The 17,664-nt window shown below is 64.9% G+C and carries 14 protein-coding genes; 9 read left to right on the top strand and 5 right to left on the bottom strand.

Annotated elements, in window-relative coordinates; genetic code table 11:
- Positions 1-5 precede the first annotated feature (5 nt).
- From F0U60_RS12095 to F0U60_RS12075, 5 genes are all read left to right on the top strand, one after another.
- Positions 6-1,562 carry a hypothetical protein gene (locus F0U60_RS12095; protein ID WP_395818280.1) on the top strand — a complete coding sequence of 519 codons (1,557 nt, stop codon included), beginning with the start codon at positions 6-8 and terminating at the stop codon, positions 1,560-1,562.
- A 162-nt stretch (positions 1,563-1,724) separates the two neighbouring features.
- The gene (locus F0U60_RS12090; protein WP_395818277.1) at positions 1,725-3,659 is read left to right on the top strand and encodes an ATP-binding protein; all 1,935 of its coding nucleotides are present in this window, start codon (positions 1,725-1,727) and stop codon (positions 3,657-3,659) included.
- A gap of 200 nt (positions 3,660-3,859) precedes the next feature.
- Positions 3,860-4,516 carry a subclass B1 metallo-beta-lactamase gene (bla, locus tag F0U60_RS12085; RefSeq protein ID WP_395818274.1) on the top strand — a complete coding sequence of 219 codons (657 nt, stop codon included), beginning with the start codon at positions 3,860-3,862 and terminating at the stop codon, positions 4,514-4,516.
- Between the two features lie 329 nt (positions 4,517-4,845).
- Complete coding sequence (locus F0U60_RS12080; RefSeq protein ID WP_395818271.1) at positions 4,846-6,270, top strand: hypothetical protein; 1,425 nt, start codon at positions 4,846-4,848, stop codon at positions 6,268-6,270.
- 172 nt (positions 6,271-6,442) lie between these two features.
- Positions 6,443-8,542, top strand: a complete 2,100-nt coding sequence (locus F0U60_RS12075; RefSeq protein ID WP_395818269.1) for a TonB-dependent receptor — start codon at positions 6,443-6,445, stop codon at positions 8,540-8,542.
- A 27-nt stretch (positions 8,543-8,569) separates the two neighbouring features.
- Here F0U60_RS12075 and F0U60_RS12070 read toward each other — a convergent pair whose 3' ends face one another.
- The 3 genes from F0U60_RS12070 to F0U60_RS12060 all read right to left on the bottom strand — a co-directional run bounded on the left by F0U60_RS12070 (position 8,570) and on the right by F0U60_RS12060 (position 11,425).
- On the bottom strand, positions 8,570-9,724 hold the full coding sequence (locus tag F0U60_RS12070) for a DUF1624 domain-containing protein (protein ID WP_395818265.1): 1,155 nt from the start codon (positions 9,722-9,724) through the stop codon (positions 8,570-8,572).
- A 170-nt stretch (positions 9,725-9,894) separates the two neighbouring features.
- Positions 9,895-10,293, bottom strand: coding sequence for a VOC family protein (locus tag F0U60_RS12065; protein ID WP_395818263.1), 399 nt, complete (start codon positions 10,291-10,293; stop codon positions 9,895-9,897).
- A 52-nt stretch (positions 10,294-10,345) separates the two neighbouring features.
- Positions 10,346-11,425, bottom strand: a complete 1,080-nt coding sequence (locus tag F0U60_RS12060; RefSeq protein ID WP_395818260.1) for a hypothetical protein — start codon at positions 11,423-11,425, stop codon at positions 10,346-10,348.
- 220 nt (positions 11,426-11,645) lie between these two features.
- Here F0U60_RS12060 and F0U60_RS12055 point away from each other — a divergent pair, with 220 nt between their 5' ends.
- The 4 genes from F0U60_RS12055 to F0U60_RS12040 all read left to right on the top strand — a co-directional run bounded on the left by F0U60_RS12055 (position 11,646) and on the right by F0U60_RS12040 (position 14,870).
- Positions 11,646-12,269 carry a hypothetical protein gene (locus F0U60_RS12055; RefSeq protein ID WP_395818257.1) on the top strand — a complete coding sequence of 208 codons (624 nt, stop codon included), beginning with the start codon at positions 11,646-11,648 and terminating at the stop codon, positions 12,267-12,269.
- Positions 12,270-12,332: 63 nt separating this feature from the next.
- Complete coding sequence (locus F0U60_RS12050; protein ID WP_395818254.1) at positions 12,333-12,983, top strand: tetratricopeptide repeat protein; 651 nt, start codon at positions 12,333-12,335, stop codon at positions 12,981-12,983.
- A gap of 94 nt (positions 12,984-13,077) precedes the next feature.
- Positions 13,078-14,106: an NUDIX domain-containing protein gene (locus tag F0U60_RS12045; RefSeq protein ID WP_395818251.1), complete on the top strand. Its 1,029-nt coding sequence runs from the start codon at positions 13,078-13,080 to the stop codon at positions 14,104-14,106.
- Positions 14,106-14,870, top strand: a complete 765-nt coding sequence (locus F0U60_RS12040) for a DeoR/GlpR family DNA-binding transcription regulator (RefSeq protein ID WP_395818249.1) — start codon at positions 14,106-14,108, stop codon at positions 14,868-14,870. The genes F0U60_RS12045 and F0U60_RS12040 overlap by 1 nt, the downstream gene beginning before the upstream one ends.
- A 3-nt stretch (positions 14,871-14,873) precedes the next feature.
- Here F0U60_RS12040 and F0U60_RS12035 read toward each other — a convergent pair whose 3' ends face one another.
- Together F0U60_RS12035 and F0U60_RS12030 are read right to left on the bottom strand one after the other, a co-directional pair.
- Positions 14,874-16,112: a sulfatase-like hydrolase/transferase gene (locus tag F0U60_RS12035; RefSeq protein ID WP_395818247.1), complete on the bottom strand. Its 1,239-nt coding sequence runs from the start codon at positions 16,110-16,112 to the stop codon at positions 14,874-14,876.
- A 59-nt stretch (positions 16,113-16,171) separates the two neighbouring features.
- Positions 16,172-17,635: an FAD-binding oxidoreductase gene (locus F0U60_RS12030; protein ID WP_395818244.1), complete on the bottom strand. Its 1,464-nt coding sequence runs from the start codon at positions 17,633-17,635 to the stop codon at positions 16,172-16,174.
- Positions 17,636-17,664: the final 29 nt, after the last annotated feature.

The following is a 17,664-nucleotide window of genomic DNA, read 5'->3' as shown; positions in this document are numbered from 1 at the left end:
ACTCCATGTCACTCCGCAACAATGGTCGGCTCTCGCGCCGGGAGATGTTGAAGGCGCTGTCGCTGTGCGCGGCGGGCTCCGCGACGCTAGGGCCCTTGCTGACGGGCTGCCGCGATGCACTCAGTACCCCAGCGGCACTCGAGCAACTCGGGGGCGTGCGCCGTGCTCGACTGGATGGCAAGCCCCGCTTCCTCATCGTGGTGGGCGCGGCCGGAGGCGCCTCCATCGTCGACAGCATGCTGGCGGTGCGCGCCTCGGAGGCCGGTGCCAACGCCTCGAAGCTCAACACCTTTCCTGACGAGCAGGTGCAGGGCGTGGACGGCTCCCCGTTCCGCGCGGTGAAGGTGAGCAGCCCCCGGCTGGGCAACATCCCCATGGCGGTGAATACGGATCAACTGCCCTTCGTGCGCAAGCACAAGGACTCCATGCTGGTGGCCACCACGGTGGGCACCTCGGTGAACCACGTCATCGCGCAGAAGCGGAGCCTCACGGGCAACGCGGCCTGGCGAGGCCGCACCCTACAGGAGTGCGTGGCCCTCCAGTACGGCGCGGGCTTCCCCATTCCCAACGTGAACATGGCGATGGGGGGCTACTCCGAGCGCGGCACCGACGGCACGCTGCCCGCCTACTGCTACGGGGAGGTGGTCACCAACGCCTCGCTCTGGCCCCTGGGCCTTGATGGCAGCAAGGGCATCAAGGACGCGCCCGCGCGCGACGTGATGGAGATGGCCCGGCGCACGCGCAACACGCTCGACTCCCAATCGGTCTTCGGACGGACCTTCGAGAACGCGGCGGCGCTCCAGCGGTGGAATGAGCAGCGCATGGTGGGACAACCGGCACTGGAGGCGCAGGATCTGATCAGCCGCCTCAACGTGCTGCCCAACCAGCCGCCGGCCCTCCCTCTCTCGGAGTATGGCCTGTCGAGCTCCCCCGATGGAGAGCGGCTGCGCACGGCCTTCCCGGATTACATGACGGACCCCGTGCAGGGACAGGCAGCGCTGGCGTTCCTCCTGCTCAAGTACCGGGTGTCCGTGACGGTGACGCTGGGCCCGTCGTTCAACGTGGCGGTGGGCAGCAGTGCGAGCCAATACATTGCCAACCCACCGCTGGCCTTCGACTTCAGCCATACCGAGCATCGCACGGGCCAGGCCTTCATGTGGGCCCGGGTGCTGGGCGTGGTGGACAAGCTCGTTGACCTGCTCAAGGCGGAGCCCTTCGATGAGACCACTGGCGAGAGTATGTGGGATCGCACGCTCATCTACGTAGCGACCGAGTTCGGGCGCACGCGCACGCGACCTGGCGACGCCGTGGAGTTCAGCTCCGGGCATGACCTCAACAACGGCTTCCTGATGCTCTCGCCGATGCTCAAGGGCAACACGGTGTTGGGTGGAATCGACCCGAACACCGCGCTGACCTACGGCTTCGACCCGCGCACGGGAGAGCCACAGCGCGGCAAGGTGGACACGAACGAGCCCGACATCTTCTCGGGCATCCTGACCGCGATGGGCGTCGATACCTCCGGCAGCGGACTGCCGGACGCGAGTGCCTTCGTACGCTCCTGAAAGATTGGGGAGGGGCCACACTCCAAGCGCGCTGCGGGTTCACTCGAGGCCCACGCTCGTCTCCTTTCGGCCCCTCCCCTTCAAAGTCCAGCCGCTTTTGAACAGACTTGCCATGAGCCGTGCTCGCTGCAGGAGCGTCCTCCTGACGAGCGCGACATGAACATGGCGAGCACATCCGATCTGAAGCGCGTAACCCCCGGAGCATCCAAGGTACCGGAGCCGGGAGCCAGACGACGAGGGCTGCACACCTGGCTCACGCCCTTGTTGGATGGGTTCCTCTCGGAGCACCTGCGAAAGGCCCCAGCCTCCGAGCTCCACCGGCACCGGATGCTGATCGGCTCCTGCCTGTTCGCGTTGACGTGCTCCGTGCTGTACCTGCTGCTCGTGCCGTTCACGCCCGCCGAAGTCTCCACGCTCATCGCGGGCGTGTGCTACCTCGGCACGCTGCTGCTGGCACGCAAGGCCCGCTCACTGGCCCTTCCGGCGGCATTTCTGTGCGTGTGCGCAGCGGTGGGGTACGTGGTGTCCATCTTCCTGAGTGCTCACCCCGAAGGAGGGCTGCACGCCACGAGCATGCTCATCCCCTCCTTCGCGGCGTACCTGGCGGGGCGACGCTTGTCATTCCTCATCACGTGCTTCCTCGCCGTGTCCATAGGAATTGCCCATCCTCTCTTCCGGGCGCAGCTCTCCACCTACTCCAGTCAAGTCACCCCGCAGGAGTTCATGGTCATGCACGGCAGCGCGGCCGTGGCCCTGCTGGGTGCCTGGGTGCTGAGCATGCTGCACAGCATCTCACGAGACTCAGCCCAGGAGGCGCTCGAGCGGACGCTGAAAACGCTTCGTGAGAGTGAAGGCAAGCTGCTCAGCCTCATCGAGAGCACCGATGACCTGGTGTGCTCGCTCGACACGGAGAAGCGCGTCATCACGGCCAACGCGGCGATGCGCCGGCTCTATCTCGAACTCCAAGGGCAAGAGCTCATCCCCGGGCAGCCGTTCATCCTCCCGAACACTCCGGAGCTCCAGGAGCATTGGTACGCGCTGTTCGACAAGACGCTCGCAGGAGAGCGCTCACGGCTCGAGGTGGAGCAAGCCCAAGGGGAGCGCAACCTCGTCCTGGACGTCTCGCTGAGCCCCATCCTCGGAACCGAAGGGAAGGTCACAGGGCTGACCCTCTTCTCGAGGGACATCACTGCGCGCAAGGTGGCGGAGACGAGGTTGGCCGAAATGCACCGCAGCCTGGTGGACGTCTCCCGCTACGCGGGCATGGCGGAGGTCGCCACCGGCGTGCTGCACAACGTGGGCAATACCCTCAACAGCGTCAACATCTCGGCCGGCCTGCTGAGCGACCGACTGCGCCATTCGAGAGTGCCCGGCTTGCGCAAGGCCGCCAACCTGCTGCATGAGCATGCCTCGGACGCTGGCACCTTCCTCACCACCGATCCGCGCGGACAGCAGCTCCCGGGCTATCTCCTCGCCCTCTCAGAGGAGTTGGAGAAGGAGCGGGAGTCGATGCGCAAGGAGGTAGGCTCGCTCACCGCAAGCGTCGAGCACATCAAGTCCATCGTGAGCATGCAACAGCAGTACGCGCGCGCCGCCGGGGTGGTGGAACGGCTGCCGGTGCCGCAGCTCATCGAAGAGGCCTTGCGCCTGCACGCCGGGTCGTTCGAGCGCAAAGGCATTCACATCGTGCGGGAGTATGACCCGGTTCCCCCCATCCTCGTCGATCGACACAACCTGCTGCAGATCCTCATCAACCTGCTGAGCAACGCCCAGCATGCGCTGATGGAAAGCAACACCCCGGACAAACGACTGAGCATCCGCATCCGGCTCAGCACCGGAGGAGACCAGCTCATCATCGAGTTCTCCGACAATGGCGTGGGCATCGCGCCGGAGAACCTGGCGCGCCTCTTTTCCCAGGGATTCACGACGAAGAAGACAGGGCACGGCTTCGGGCTGCACATCAGCGCGCTCGCAGCCACCAAGATGAGCGGGCGCCTCACTTGCACGAGCGCTGGGCTTGGCCGGGGAGCGACCTTCACGCTCGAGTTGCCGCTGGAGGGCCCGAATGAGCAACAGGAGTCCCAAATCCAGACATGAGCACAGGCCCAGGCACAATATTTTTTGGACACCCCCGGTAGGCCGACTACAAGCAGTGAGCACACACCTCAACGCCCATGCTCACTCTTCGAACCTACGCTCTGCTCCTTCTGCTCTCGGCCTGCGCTTCCTCGCCCCCCTCCCCTTCCACCGAAGCACGGCCAGCCCTCCCCTCGGATGAAGCCAGGCTGGCCAATGACGTGCGCGTGCAACGCCTCGCGCCCGGAGTCTGGCTACACGAGACGATCTCAGGTGAGGACTGGGGCCGGGCTCCCGCCAATGGACTGCTCATCGAGGACGGCGAGTCCTCGCTCCTCGTCGACACCGGATGGAATGCTCGGCAGGCAGAGCACCTGCTCGCCTGGGCCCGGGACACACTGCACCGCCCCGTGCGCGCCGCCGTGGTGACGCACTTCCACGTCGACCGGACCGGAGGCGTTCCCGCGCTCGCGGCCCAGGGTCTGCCCGTGTACGCACGCGCGGAGACAGCGCGGCTCGCGGCCGAGCGTGGACTGCCCGTGCCCGCTCAACGTCTCGCGGACACGCAGGAACTGGGGCCGCTGTCGTTGTTCTTCCCCGGGGCCGGGCACGCACGCGACAACCTCGTGGTGTGGCACCGCGACAGCGGCGTCCTCTTCGGGGGCTGCCTCGTGAAGGAGGCTGGCGCGCAGAGCCTGGGCAATGTGGCGGACGCGGAGATGTCTGCGTGGCCCGAAAGCATTGAGCGTGTCCGCCAGCGTCACCCCAACGTGCGCACGGTGGTACCTGGCCATGGCCTTCCCGGCGGACCCGAGCTGCTCACGCATACCGAGACACTGCTGCGCAACGCCAGCACGGGCAATCCGGCTTCACGTTGAAGCCCTCGGTCGCATACAGGTTCATTTTCATTTTCTTCACCACCGAGAAACCATCCAGCCACCGTCCACCCGGTGGCCCCCCTCCTCGAACTCATTTCAAGCACTATGAGAAATGGCTCATGAGGAGAGGTTTCAGCCGCTATTCATTCACAGCCATGTGTCATTCAAAATCACCGGGAGTGCGAGTCTTAAGCTCGCGAGTTCGTCGTTGCTCCTTACATCAGCGCTAATCAGGTTAAGCACGGAAACTCGATTGCTCTGGATACCGTCAATCGTTAGATTGAATTCATTCCAAGGAGCAATTCGCTCCGGAATGGAGATGAGTTTCCATGAAGATCCAGCTCAAGCGATTGAACGGCCTGCCCATGTTCCTGGGCCTGGCGTTGTCCGTCCTTCCCACCGCGAATACCTACGCCGCTGGAATCACTGACTACAACCTCACGGGGTTTGCCGCTGGCAACACCGGCGGAGGGCAGATCAGCGAGTCGGACACCGCCCGCTACAGGAAGGTCTACACCGCAACGGATCTCGCCCTCGCCCTGAAGAAGGGCTCTGGCGTCAAGGTCGTGGAGATCATGAATGATCTCAACCTGGGCTGGAACGAGCTCCCCGCGGCGGCCAAGGTCTCGCCCTTCTCGGCCCACAACGCGCCGCTGACCCATCCCGTGCTCAAGACGACGGGCGTCAGCAAGATCAGTGTGGACGGCTTCAACGGGCTGACCATCTTCTCCGCCAACGGCGCCAAGCTCAAGCATGTCGCCATCACGATCAAGCGCAGCTCGAACGTGATCATCCGGAACCTGGAGTTCGATGAGCTGTGGGAGTGGGACGAGAAGACCAAGGGCGACTACGACTCCAACGACTGGGACTACGTGACGTTGGAAGAGGACAACAAGGTCTGGATCGACCACTGCACGTTCAACAAGGCCTACGATGGCCTCGTCGACTCGAAGAAGGGAACCACGGGTGTGACCATTTCATGGTCCACGTTCAAGGGAGATGACGGCAGCGCGAACAGCTGGGTGACCCAGCAGATCAATGCGATGGAGGCGAACAAGTCCGCCTACCCGATGTACAACCACCTGCGGAGCAGCGCGGTGGGTCTGAGCAAGGAGGACATCATCGCGATCGCGGGCGCGCAGAAGAAGGGCCACCTGGTCGGCGCGACGGAGTTCGACTCGGGCAATGCGAAGCTCACCATCACGCTGCATCACAACTACTACAAGAACATCCAGGACCGGATGCCCCGCCTGCGAGGTGGCAACGCGCACGCCTACAACATCGTCATGGATAGCGCGGGAGCCTGGGCGTCCAAGAAGAAGCTCACGTCGGCCATTGCCTCGGCCATTTCGTCCAAGGGCTACCACTTCACCGTGACGAGCAACGGCGCGATCTCCACGGAAGGCGGAGCCGTCCTGCTCGAGAAGTCCCACATCATCGATGTTCAGTCCCCGCTCCGGAACAATCAGGCGGACCCCTCGGATGCAACCTATACGGGGAAGATCCGCGCCATCGACACCATTGACTCCCTGAATGGGGTGACCTTCCGCGGAGACAGCGAGACCTCCGGGAGCACGCTCATTCCCGAGCCCGCTCCCGTGAAGGCCTTCTCCTGGAACGGCTTCACCACCCTGCCCTATGGCTATACGCCGGAGGATCCGTCGACCCTCGTGAACCGGCTGACGGCCGCCGACGGGGCGGGAGCAGGGAAGCTGACCTGGGCGAAGAGCAACTGGCTGAAGACCAGCTACTAACAGCGCCACACCTGCATGAGCCCCCGCGCGGAGAACCCTTCCGCGCGGAAAGGCTCACTCAGAGCTCAGGTAGACGCAACTCCTTTGCAAAAGTGATTGCATTGGTGAAACCTACCGGCCTAGGTTCCGCGCGCTTCAGGCAGGGCGCGCGAGGACACCCGTGGATTCAGTCGTGCAGAAGAAGGTCGGTCGGAGAACCCCATCCCCACTCGTGGCCACACTGCTGCTGGTATGGCCGGCGCTCGCCGCCTCCCAGTCGGCGGAGCCCCCCCAGCCCGAGCAACCCTTCCCCACGCCCTCCCGGGAGCTGCCTCCTGAGGGCAGCGAGGACACCTCCCTCTCGCTGGGCGAGGTCGTCGAGGTGCAGGGCCGCAACGTGGGCCCGCTCTCCAGCGCCGAGGTGCTCACCTCCGTCAACCTCCTGGGTCGAGAGCAGCTTGAGCAGGAGAACGCCAACGAGCCCCTGGAGCTGCTACGGCGCGCTCCGGCCGTCTACGTAGACACCTACAACCAGGGCGTCATCGGCTCCGAGCTGGGCATCCGCGGCTTCAGCACCCAGGGCGACACCGCCCACACCAAGCTGCTCATCGACGGCATCCCCAGCAACATCCATATCGGTGTGAGCGATCTCAAGGCGATCTTCCCGCTGGAGATCGAGCGCATGGAGGTGGTCAAGGGAACGAACGATCCGCGCTACGGCCTCAACAACGTGGCCGGTAACGTCAACGTGTACACCCGCCGCAGCGGCAACGAGCGCAAGGTGCGCCTGCTCGGCGGTAGCTTCGGCACGCTGGAGCCCCAGGTGATGGCGGGCTTCGATAACGGCCGGCTGGCCCAGACGTACGTCGCCGCGTACCGCCACGCCAATGGCTACCGAGCGAACTCGGACCTGGACAGGCTGGCGCTCTCCGGCAAGTGGTTCCTCACGCTCAACGAGCGCTCGAGGGTGGGGCTCATCCTCCGAGGCATGAACCTGGAGGCCCAGGCCCCCGGCTACCTCACGCTCGACGAGGCGCGCCTGGACCCCATCGCCTCGGTGGGTTACGCGAACAGCGACGGGGGCAAGCAGCGCAACCTGCACGCCAGCCTGCACTTCGACCACGACTTCTCCTCGTCACTCTCCTGGTCCCTCAAGGCCTACGGGCAGGGCTTCCGGCGCAACCGCTGGGTGCGCTTCAGCGCCGAGTCCAGCCAGCAGGAGCGCATCGAGAACGAGAAGCAGTACGGCGCCATCTCCGTGCTCACGCTGCGCACCGATGAGTTGGGCCTCGAGGGCTTCTCCGTCGAGTGGGGCGTGGACTACCAGTTCCAGGACAACCTCCACCAGCGCTACCTCACCCGCGAGCGCGAGCGCGCCGAGCGCCCGGTGCGCGACCAGGCCTTCGGTCTCCACACCTTCGGCTCGTACCTGCAGGCGCGGGCCTGGCCGCTGGACACGCTCAAGCTCGTGGCCGCCCTGCGGGTGGACGGACTGGCGGGCCACTTCCACGATCGGCTCAAGGCGAAGGAGTATGGCATCAACGACGCCGGCCCCATCTGGCAGCCCAAGCTGAGCGCCATCTTCACCCCGCTGTACGGCCACAACCTGTACGCCAACTACGGCCGCACGTTCCAGACAGGGGTGGGCATTGGCGCCTACCAGACCCAGGCCGAGCCCCTGGCCCCCTCCCTCAACGACGGCTGGGAGGTGGGTTACAAGAGCAGCCCGTTCTCCTGGCTCACCGGGCGCGTGTCCTACTGGCAGCAGTACGCGAGCAACGAGGTCCGGCTCAAGTTCGACAACTCGGGCGACTCGGAGAACGTGGGCCAGACGATGCGTCGGGGCTTCGACGTGGAGCTCAACCTCCAGCCGCTGGAGCCGCTCCTCGTCTGGGGAACCTTCAGTCGCCACGTCTCCGAGCAGGTGGAGCCAGGGCCGGCCTTCCCCGAGCGCAAGGGCAAGGAGCTCAACAACGTGCCGGACTTCAGCGCCAAAGCGGGCGTGGACTACCGGCCTGTGCCTGCCCTGCGCACCTCGCTCTGGATGTACGCGCAGGGGAACTACTACCTGGACAAGGAGAACGCCCTGGGCCAGTACGGCGACTACCTGACGCTCAACCTGGACGTGTCCTATGAGGTGACGTCCTGGCTCCAGGTGGCAGCCCAGGTGAAGAACCTGCTCGGTACTCGGTACTACTCCTCCATCTGGTACCGGGACTTTGAGGGAAGCGCCGTCCTCTACAACCCCGCCGACGGGCGCTCCTTCTACGTCTCCACCACGGCGACCTTCTAGCGGTCGAAGTGCCTCAGGCCCCTCGTTTCACAGGTAGCTCATCCAAGCGCTTTGGGTCCGCGCCTTGACTCCCACGAACCAGCGGCAGGCGAACCACAGCGGAAGTGAAACGAGCACGGCCAGCACCCACAGCGAGAGAACATTCGGCACGCTGAAGAGCGACCCCTGATTGGGACCGAAGAGGGCAAGCGCCACGTTGTTGAGGCTGTGCAACAGATAGAGGTGGACCAGATAGAAGAACAGCGGGGCCGCGCCGAAGGTGGTGAGCAGTGTCTGGAGCCCTGACGGCAGACGCTCCAGCGCCGCGAGCAGCAGAGCCCCCACCCCCAGCGTCAGCAACAGGAAATCCAGCGAGGGGGGATACTTGGTCAGGTTCAGGAACGAGATCAGGGTGAAGAGCGGCGTTGCGCCTTGCGTCCAAGGAACGGGCTCTCCATACCCATTGGCCAACCGCAGCAGGACGAAGAGCGTCAACGCCGCCAGACCCAGGGCGTACAACCTGAACCGGCGGGCCTCCGGGCTGAGCTGACGGGTGAACCAAGGGCCCAGCCCATGGCCCAGTGCGATGACTCCGATCCAGGGGAGGACGGGATAGGACGTGCGCGCGCGGGCGCCCCAGGGCAACTCGATGAAGCTGCGATCGTGGAGGATCGCCCACAAGGTGCCCCCCGGTGTCCCCGCCTCAACCTCGATGGGATCCAGCAGGTTGTGTCCAAAGACGATGGCCAGGCCCACGCCTATCAGCACCGGCCTCGGCAGCCACAACAGTCCAGCCAGCGCGATCATCGACAGACCAATGGCCCAGATGACCTGGAGGAAATAGGTCCGCGGGGTGAGCGAGAACGTCCAGGCGAAATTGACGAACGTGAGTTCCAGCAGGACGAGGAACAGCCCACGCTTCAGCAGGAATTCGGAGGCGGCCCGCCGTCCGCCCCGGCGCTGACCGTAGAGCCACGCCGAAAGCCCGGTCAGTGCGACGAACACCGGCGCGCACAGGTGAGCGGTGAGTCGGGTGAAGAAGAGGCTGGGCGGAGTGGTCGCCACGTTGACGGGATCGCTGACCTGCGCGTGCAGGTAGAAGAACTCGCGCGCATGGTCGACGAGCATCAGCAGCATGACGAAACCGCGCAAGGCGTCGATGGTGACGATCCGTCGCGCTGGAGCAGCCTCAGCCTGCCCCATCACCCTGGCTTCCGTTGGCACTCTCTCGCCCCTTTCGCAGCGGAACGTTGCAACAGCACACCCGCGGCCTATGGGCCGGAGGGGGGCCGTGTCGAGCGCGTCGCGCCGTCCCCATGCGGGGCAGAAGAGCGCTGCTGAAAGGGGCTATAAGGGCCGTCCCAGGAGCTCCGTCAGAGCGGCTGGACAACTTCGATCAAGTGGCCTTCTACATCGGTGACAAAGGCCACCTTCAACCCGAGGTCAGCGGCGGTATAGGCAGGCTGAGCCACTGCGCCGCCGGAGGCTTTCGCACGCTCGACGAAAGCCTCGATATCGTCCGTCATGAACCCGAGGATGACCTCGTCGTTCGTTGGCTTTGGGGCTTCAAGGAACTTCAGCAGGACGAGCGTCGCGCCCCCATCGTGACTGGGCGCAAAGAGGATCTCCCGAATCTTCCGGCCTGCGATGGCCGCATCCACACGCCCTGTCTCCACCAAGCCACACACGGACTTGTAGAAGGCAGCTGACGCCTCGAGGTCGTCGACGAGGAGCTTCGTAAACCCGAACTTCGTGTTCGACGCACTTCTCAAGACACTCTCCTGGTTGAGGCCGTCACTGCCATGTTCAAGTCGCGGAGGGAACTCAGGCCGCGGTACGAAGCCGCGACACTGGCGCCTCTGGCGGATAGATCGTTGGACGACCGATGTCGTACGCCGAGTTGATGGTACGAATGAACACGGGATCATGCAGCGGATCCGTAGGCGTCTCGACATGGATGCCCTTGGAACGTACGTCTTTGATCAGCGTGTCGAAGACCTGATCGAAGGTGAGGTCCGCGGTGTGGTCCATGTTCTTCTTCAGCTCCGCGAAGTCCTCGAACACCTCGGCCGACCAGTGGACCAGGAAGCGCAGCTCGTCCGTATGGTAGCGCGCGATCACCGCGTCACCGGTCTTCACAACCCAGTGGTCGCGACTGCTGGGGTCTCCGGCGAACACGCTGGAGAAGTCCAGCCCCGCCGGGAACTGCTGCTCAACGGGCCCATTCGCCTCACCGCGATGGACCATCATCTCGTTCTGCACGAGAACGCCGCGGTTGTAGATCGGCGGCTTCAGGCGCTTGGGTGCCGCGCGCGGCCCGTCGGGCCAATAGGTGAACCCGCTACTGGGGTCATACGAGAACCAGGTGATGACCTGGGCCATCTTGATGAGGTAGTCGCGGAAGAGCCCCGACTTCCCCATGACGCTGCAGAGCCAGGTCGGCGAGTTCTCGTAGCGGACGCCGCGGAAGCTGGGCGAGTCCAGGTGCCCAGGGTCCGTATTGCCGCACGGGCCGTTCACATTGAAGAGCATCATCTGGGGCTTGGCATACCTGGCTCCCCAGTAGCTCTTCGCTAGCTCCAGGAACTTGTCGTTGTAGAAGCAGTCACTGATTTCAGGAAAGAGGCAGGTCGAATAGTTCGCGTAGAAGTTACGGAACGTGGGCGACAGGAACATGTCGAGCGTCGGGGTCACGCCCTCCGGAACGCCACCCGCGGAGGTCGCGATGAGCTCCTCGGCGGAGGCAAAATGCTGCGCGATGATCAGCTTGTGTGGCCCGCTGCTCCGCACCACCCCTAGCAAACGCTGCAACTGGTCCTGCGTATAGACGTTGTCCAGCTCGCGCGGCGGAGCCACTGGGCGAAGGATCCGTGCCAGATCATCTTTCTGTGCGTCACTTAGCATCACTTTGCTCCTTGGAATCTCCGTCGAGCCGCTTCATCGGCGACCACGATGATTTGTTATTAAGATTTGTCATTGAGGAGCGTGACGCACAACCAACAATGCCCGGCGGGACGCCGCTTACTCGACACGCGCCCGCAGGTGTCGAGGAAGTCCGCCCACAAGGAGCACGCTCAGCCGGCGAGCATGTAGGCCAGCGGACCTTGTACAGTGTGCTCCTGCCATGTACCTCCTGACGAACTACGTCCCCCACCTTCGAGAAGAGTTCCCGCTCCTCCCGTTGGACGCCGCGCCCTGGAACATCGTGGCGAAGCTGCCCCTGGCGCTTCCGCAGTTCCTTCAGCAGTTGGACCTCAAGGACTACGAGGACAGGGCAGGCGTCTACATCCACCGCTCCGCCCGAGTGGAAGACGGGGCGATCCTCAAGGGACCGGCGCTGATCCGCGAAGGCTGCTTCATCGCCGCCCATGCCTACCTGCGCGGCGGCGTCATCCTGGGCCCTCAGGTCACAGTAGGCCCGGGGTGTGAGCTCAAGACCAGCATCATCTCCAGCAAGTCGGTGCTCGCTCACTTCAACTTCGTCGGCGACAGCATCATCGGCCGGGGTGTCAACCTGGAAGCCGGCGCCGTGGTTGCCAATCACTGGAACGAGCGGACCGACAAGACCATCCGCGTTCACATCAACGGACAGAAGATCAGCACGGGCTGCACCAAATTCGGTGCGCTGATCGGCGATGGCGCGCGCATCGGCGCCAATGCCGTCCTGTCCCCCGGAACCCTCCTCCCTCCCGGCGCGGTGGTGCGCCGACTGCAACTCGTCGAGCAGGATGGGGCGGAGCCAGAGTGAGAATTTCCGCTCGCGTGGCAACGCACACAAGCGACCCTGGGCTGCGGTACCATGGGTTGCACCATGCTCTTCGGAAAGAAAGAGCCACCCTCGCGCTCGGAGTTGATTGCTGAGGCCGATCGCGCCCGTGCCAAAGGCAATCTCAAGAAGGCGATTGCTGGCTACCGCAAGGCGCTGGAGTCAGAGCCGAAGGATCCGGTCGTCCACGGGAAGCTGGCGCCGCTGCTGGCTCGGGTCAACGAGCCCGAGGCTTCGCTCCGGAGTTTCCGCACCGCGGCGCAGAGCCACCTGGACAAGGGCTTCTCCGACAAGGCGCTGTCCGTCTACACACAGGCAGCAGAGACGTTCCCAACCCAGGTGAACCTCTGGCAGCAGGTGGTGCAGATGTACCTCGCGCGGGGGCACCGGGCGGACGCGGTGCGGATGCTCCTGCGAGGCCGGATCTTGCTGCGGAACAAGAACGAGCGACGCGAGGCCATCACCCTGCTCAAGGAGGCGCTCGCACTGGAGCCCACGCTCTTCGAGCCCAGACTGGACCTGGCGCGGCTATTGGCGCAGCAGGGGCTGAAGTCTGAAGCGATGGCGCTGCTGGAGCCCATGGCGGAGGACTTGAAGGGCGGGATGCTCCGGCAGGTGCGCGGAACGATGCTGAGGGTCTCCCCCAGCCTGGGCGCGGGGTGGCTGTGGCTGCGTGCCGCGCTGACCGGGCGTTAGGCGAACGGCACCGTCATGCCCGCCTTGTGCGAATCTGCGCGTATCTGCTCTTTTTGTTGCGAAACCGCCGGCTTTCGTGCACTTTTCCCGAGCTATGACAGCTCCTGCGCCCCAGATGGTCCTCGTGGCGGGCCCCTACCGGTCCGGAACGGGGGATGAGCCCGCGAAGCTCGCCGCAAACGTGCGGGTGATGAACGAGGCAGCACTCGCCGTCTTCCGAGCGGGCCACCTGCCCATCACGGGCGAGGCCCTGGCCCTTCCAATCATTGAGCTAGCCGGGAGCAAGGCCGTCGGAGACAGCGTCTTCAATGAGATCTTCCATCCCATCGCCCGCCGACTCGTCGCGCGCTGTGACGCCGTGCTGCGCGTCGGAGGGCCCTCGGCGGGGGCGGACGAGATGGTCAGCCTGGCCCGGGCCCACGGCAAGGCGGTGTACCACGGAGTCGACGAGCTGCCCGCGGTGGGGGGAGAGGCGCCGCCGCGCCCGGTGACTCGCGATCCGGGCGGCTTCCGCGACCCGTCAGCCGGGCCCTCGCGCAACGACGACGTGCGCATCACTGACGTGCAGGTCCTGTCCTCCAACTGGTACGTCCTGCGCAAGGTGACGTTCGACTACCGGCGCTCGGATGGCACCTGGAGTCAGCAGAGCCGCGAGGCCTACGACCGGGGGAACGGGGCCACCGTCCTGCTCTATGACGCGTCGCGGGGGACGGTGCTGCTCACCCGCCAGTTCCGTCTGCCGGCCTACGTCAACGGCCACCCTGACGGAATGCTCATCGAGGCGCCCGCGGGCCTGCTCGATGGCGACCACCCCGATGTGGCCATCCGCCGGGAGGCTGAAGAGGAGACCGGGGTGCGCATCGGCGAGGTGCGTCCCGTCTTCGAGTCCTTCATGAGCCCGGGCTCGGTCACCGAGCGCCTGCACTTCTTCGCCGCGCCCTATACTCGGAACGATCGCGCCTCGGACGGCGGTGGGCTTGCGTCCGAAGGCGAGGACATCCAGGTCCTCGAGCTCTCGCTCTCCGAGGCCCTGCGGAAGATAGACACCGGAGAGATCATGGACGCGAAGACCATCATGCTGCTGCAGTGGGCCGAGCGGCACGGCATCCTCGAGGGTCGGTGATGCTGAAGGACGAACGCCATCGCCGCATTCTCGAGATCCTCGGCTCCGAGGGGCGTGTGGTCGCCGGTGAGCTGAGCGCGCTGCTCGGGGTCTCGGACTATACGATCCGCCGGGATCTGGACGAGCTCGCAGAGGCACGCCGTCTGCGCCGGGTGCATGGAGGGGCGGTGGCGCGCTCTCCCGTGGCGCCCACGTACGCGGAGCGCGAGCAGCAGGGAGTGTCGGGGAAGATCGCCACGGCACGCGCCGCCGCGACGCTGCTGGAGCCGGGACAGGTCGTCATCCTGGATGGCGGAACAACGGCCCTGCACCTCGTCGATGCCCTGCCGCCAGACCATACCGGAACGTTCATCACCCACAGCCCGGCCGTCGCCACGGCCTTGGCCCGGTATCCCGGCATCGAGCTCGTCGTGGTGGGAGGCACATTCGATCGGCGGGCCATGGTGGCGGTCGGAGCCAACGTCATCGAGACCTACCGGCGCATCACCGCCGACGTATGCTTCCTCGGCGTCTGGAGTGTCAACGCCACCAGTGGCATCAGCGGCCCCTACTACGAGGAAGTGGAGGTGCGCCGGGTGTTGATCGAACGCGCGGATCGCGTCGTCGGCCTTGCCTCTCGCGAGAAGCTCGGCACCGCGGCGCCGTTCTCCATCGGTCCGGCCACCGCGCTGACGCATCTGGCGACCGAACCGGACGTCCCTGAGGAGATGCTCCGCCCCTTCGTCGAGCTGGGAATTCACATCCTCCAGGGCGGAGCGCGTTAAAGTCTACCAGCAGCCCTCGGGCGCCTTCACCGGGGGCTGCTGACCGGCGGGCGTCTCTTCCTCGGCGATCAATCCGCGGATGCACTCCAGCGTGGCGTCGTTGTTGGACACCAGGTTCTCCAGCGACCCCGTCTGCTTCCACTCCATGATGCGGTCGACGCCGTAGAAGAACTTCTTCCCGTTGTAGGAGTTGTAGAGCTGCATGAGCGCAACATCGAAGCGCGGGTGCTTCGGGCTCTCCTTCACCAGGTGCGCGAGCAGCCGGTTGTACTCGCGGACCCCCGCGTTGAAGCGCTTGATGAGCTTGGGGACCGCGGGGGCGTCGACATCGGGCGCCAGCTCGCGCAGCACCCGGCCGCTGCCACCATCCGGATTGGGGTGCTCCACGCCCATGAAGTCAGCGATGGTCGCCGTCACGTCGATGTTCTCCGCGTAGGGAATCACCTTGCCCTGAGCGATTCCCGGCCCGTGGAAGATCAGCGGAATCCGCTCGGAGTCCTCGAACTGAATGGGGTGCCAGCCGTAGACCGAGGCCCCATCGGCTTGCAGGATGAACAGCGTGTCCTCCCACATGTTCTTGCTCTTGAGGAAGGAGATGAACTCGCCCAGGAGCGCATCCGCCTCACGGGCCTCCTTGATGAAGGGCGAGCCCTCCGCGTAGAGGTTGTTCTTCCAGGGCGTTCCAGACTTGGCGAGGGCAACCGGTGCACCGCCTCGGTCATTGGTGTCCTGGAACACGATGCGCATGAACACCGGATCCTCCTCGGTCAGCACGCGCTTGGCCTCTTCCAGGATGTGCTCGTCACGGAGGTTGGGATCGAGCTTGGAGTACGTGAAGCCCGCATCCAGCGAACGGTAGGCTCTGGAGTTGGCGATGTGCGCGGTGAACCGGCCCCCAAAGCTCTGCTGAATCATCTTCGGGGTCTCGGTGAGCATCACCGTGCCCGACATGGTGACCGGGTTGGGCAGCGAGGTCAGGTGATAGCGTCCGTATTCGCCCGTGGTCGGGTGCCAGGGAATGATCACCACGGCCTCTTCGACCCGTGTGCCCTCAGCCGCGAGCGCGAGGACGTTCTGGAGCTGGAGCCTCTCCGGAGCCTGGTAGTGCAAGCCGTCAAATTGAAAGAGGATCGTCCGACGGGGCTTGGTGGGTGCGGCGGTGTCATTCCCTTCGGATGCACGAGCACTGGAGCAGGCGCTGAGCGCGAGGAGCGGCAGGAACAGCAGAGAACGCATGTTCATGAGGTGATTTCCTTTCGCGGCGGGTAGCAGGTGGAGCTGAGACACTCACTCTCGGGGATTCAGTCGGGAAGGACCTTTCCTGGATTCATGATGGCCTTGGGATCGAGCAGGCCCTTGATGGAGCGCATCAACTCCAGCTCCAGGTCGCTCTTGTAACGCACGATGTCCTGGCGTTTGGATTGGCCGAGGCCGTGTTCGGCGCTGATGCTTCCCGTGAATTGAGCGACGACGTCATAGACAACCCGGCCGATGCGACCTGCCTGGGCTCGGAAATCCGCATTCTCGCTGTCCGGCGGCTTGGACAGGTTGAAGTGCAGGTTGCCATCGCCAACATGGCCGTAGCAGACCAACCGGATGCCAGGAATCTCATTGGACAGGGCGGCAGAGGCCTTATCGATGAAGCCGGGAATGGAACTGACCGGCACGGAGATGTCGTGCTTGATGCTCGGCCCTTCGAAGTTCTGGGCCTCGGAGATCCCCTCGCGCAGCTTCCACAAAGCGGCGGCCTGTGCCTCATCGGCGGCAATCACCGCATCCAGGACCTGGCCGTCCTCCAGGGGGCCCATGAGCCCGGTCTCGATCAACTCTCGGAGATTCGCGGTCGGAGAGGAGTCGGTCAGCTCGATGAGCAGATACCAGGGATGGGGCTCCGCCATCGGATCGGTGCAGCCCGCCATATGCCGGAGCACGAAGTCCAGGCTCATGCGCGACATCAGCTCGAAGCCGGTCAGGCGGGGGCCGCACAGGGAGCGGAGGTGCTTGAACAGCTCGATGGCCGCCTCGGGCGAAGGGAGGGCGGCGAAGGCGACAGCCTTTTCGGTGGGCAGGGGGTAAAGCTTCAGCACGGCGGCCGTAATGACCCCGAGCGAGCCCTCTGAACCAATGAAGAGGTGTTTCAAGTCGTAGCCGGTGTTGTCCTTGCGCAAGCCGCGCAGGCCGTCCCAGATCCGCCCGTCGGGCAACACGACCTCGATGCCGAGAGTCAGGTCGCGCATGTTGCCGTAGCGCAGCACGGCGATACCGCCGGCATTGGTGGCGAGGTTGCCACCGATGGTGCAACTCCCCTCGGAGCCCATGGACAAGGGGAACAAGCGGCCCACTTCCCTCGCGGCGTTCTGCACATCGGCCAGGATGCAGCCGGCCTCGGCGACCAGGGTGTCGTTCGCGGCGTCGATGTTGCGAATGCGGTTGAGGCGGTTCAAGGACAGGACGATCTGCCGCCCCGAGGCATCAGGCATCGAGCCGCCGCACAGGCCGGTATTCCCTCCCTGGGTGACCACCGGAATGCCTTCCTGGTGGCACAGGGCCAGAACGCCCGAGACTTCCGCCGTGCTGGCGGGCCGAACGACCAGGGCCGCCTTGCCCTTGTAGGCGCCACGCCAATCGGAGAGATAGGGAGCGGTATCCGCCGGGTCGGTCAGAATGCCTCTTTCGCCGACGATGTCGCGAATCCGGTCGGATACGCGCTGGGGCAACTCCCGGGTCAATGGGTTCAACGTGTCATTCCTTTCCACGGACTCCATTGCCACCCACCTGGCGCGGACCAGGCGGC

Source organism: Archangium minus, from assembly GCF_044360475.1.
GTDB lineage: Bacteria > Myxococcota > Myxococcia > Myxococcales > Myxococcaceae > Archangium > Archangium minus.
This window is presented reverse-complemented; position numbering and strand designations above follow the sequence as displayed.

Excerpts from the sequence above, each read along its gene's own strand:
- F0U60_RS12095 (WP_395818280.1), top strand. The coding sequence starts at position 6 with ATGTCACTCCGCAACAATGGTCGGCTCTCGCGCCGGGAGATGTTGAAG.
- F0U60_RS12090 (WP_395818277.1), top strand. The coding sequence starts at position 1,725 with ATGGCGAGCACATCCGATCTGAAGCGCGTAACCCCCGGAGCATCCAAG.
- F0U60_RS12080 (WP_395818271.1), top strand. The coding sequence starts at position 4,846 with ATGAAGATCCAGCTCAAGCGATTGAACGGCCTGCCCATGTTCCTGGGC.
- F0U60_RS12070 (WP_395818265.1), bottom strand. The coding sequence starts at position 9,724 with ATGGGGCAGGCTGAGGCTGCTCCAGCGCGACGGATCGTCACCATCGAC.
- F0U60_RS12060 (WP_395818260.1), bottom strand. The coding sequence starts at position 11,425 with ATGCTAAGTGACGCACAGAAAGATGATCTGGCACGGATCCTTCGCCCA.
- F0U60_RS12055 (WP_395818257.1), top strand. The coding sequence starts at position 11,646 with ATGTACCTCCTGACGAACTACGTCCCCCACCTTCGAGAAGAGTTCCCG.
- F0U60_RS12050 (WP_395818254.1), top strand. The coding sequence starts at position 12,333 with ATGCTCTTCGGAAAGAAAGAGCCACCCTCGCGCTCGGAGTTGATTGCT.
- F0U60_RS12045 (WP_395818251.1), top strand. The coding sequence starts at position 13,078 with ATGACAGCTCCTGCGCCCCAGATGGTCCTCGTGGCGGGCCCCTACCGG.
- F0U60_RS12040 (WP_395818249.1), top strand. The coding sequence starts at position 14,106 with ATGCTGAAGGACGAACGCCATCGCCGCATTCTCGAGATCCTCGGCTCC.
- F0U60_RS12035 (WP_395818247.1), bottom strand. The coding sequence starts at position 16,112 with ATGAACATGCGTTCTCTGCTGTTCCTGCCGCTCCTCGCGCTCAGCGCC.
- F0U60_RS12030 (WP_395818244.1), bottom strand. The coding sequence starts at position 17,635 with ATGGAGTCCGTGGAAAGGAATGACACGTTGAACCCATTGACCCGGGAG.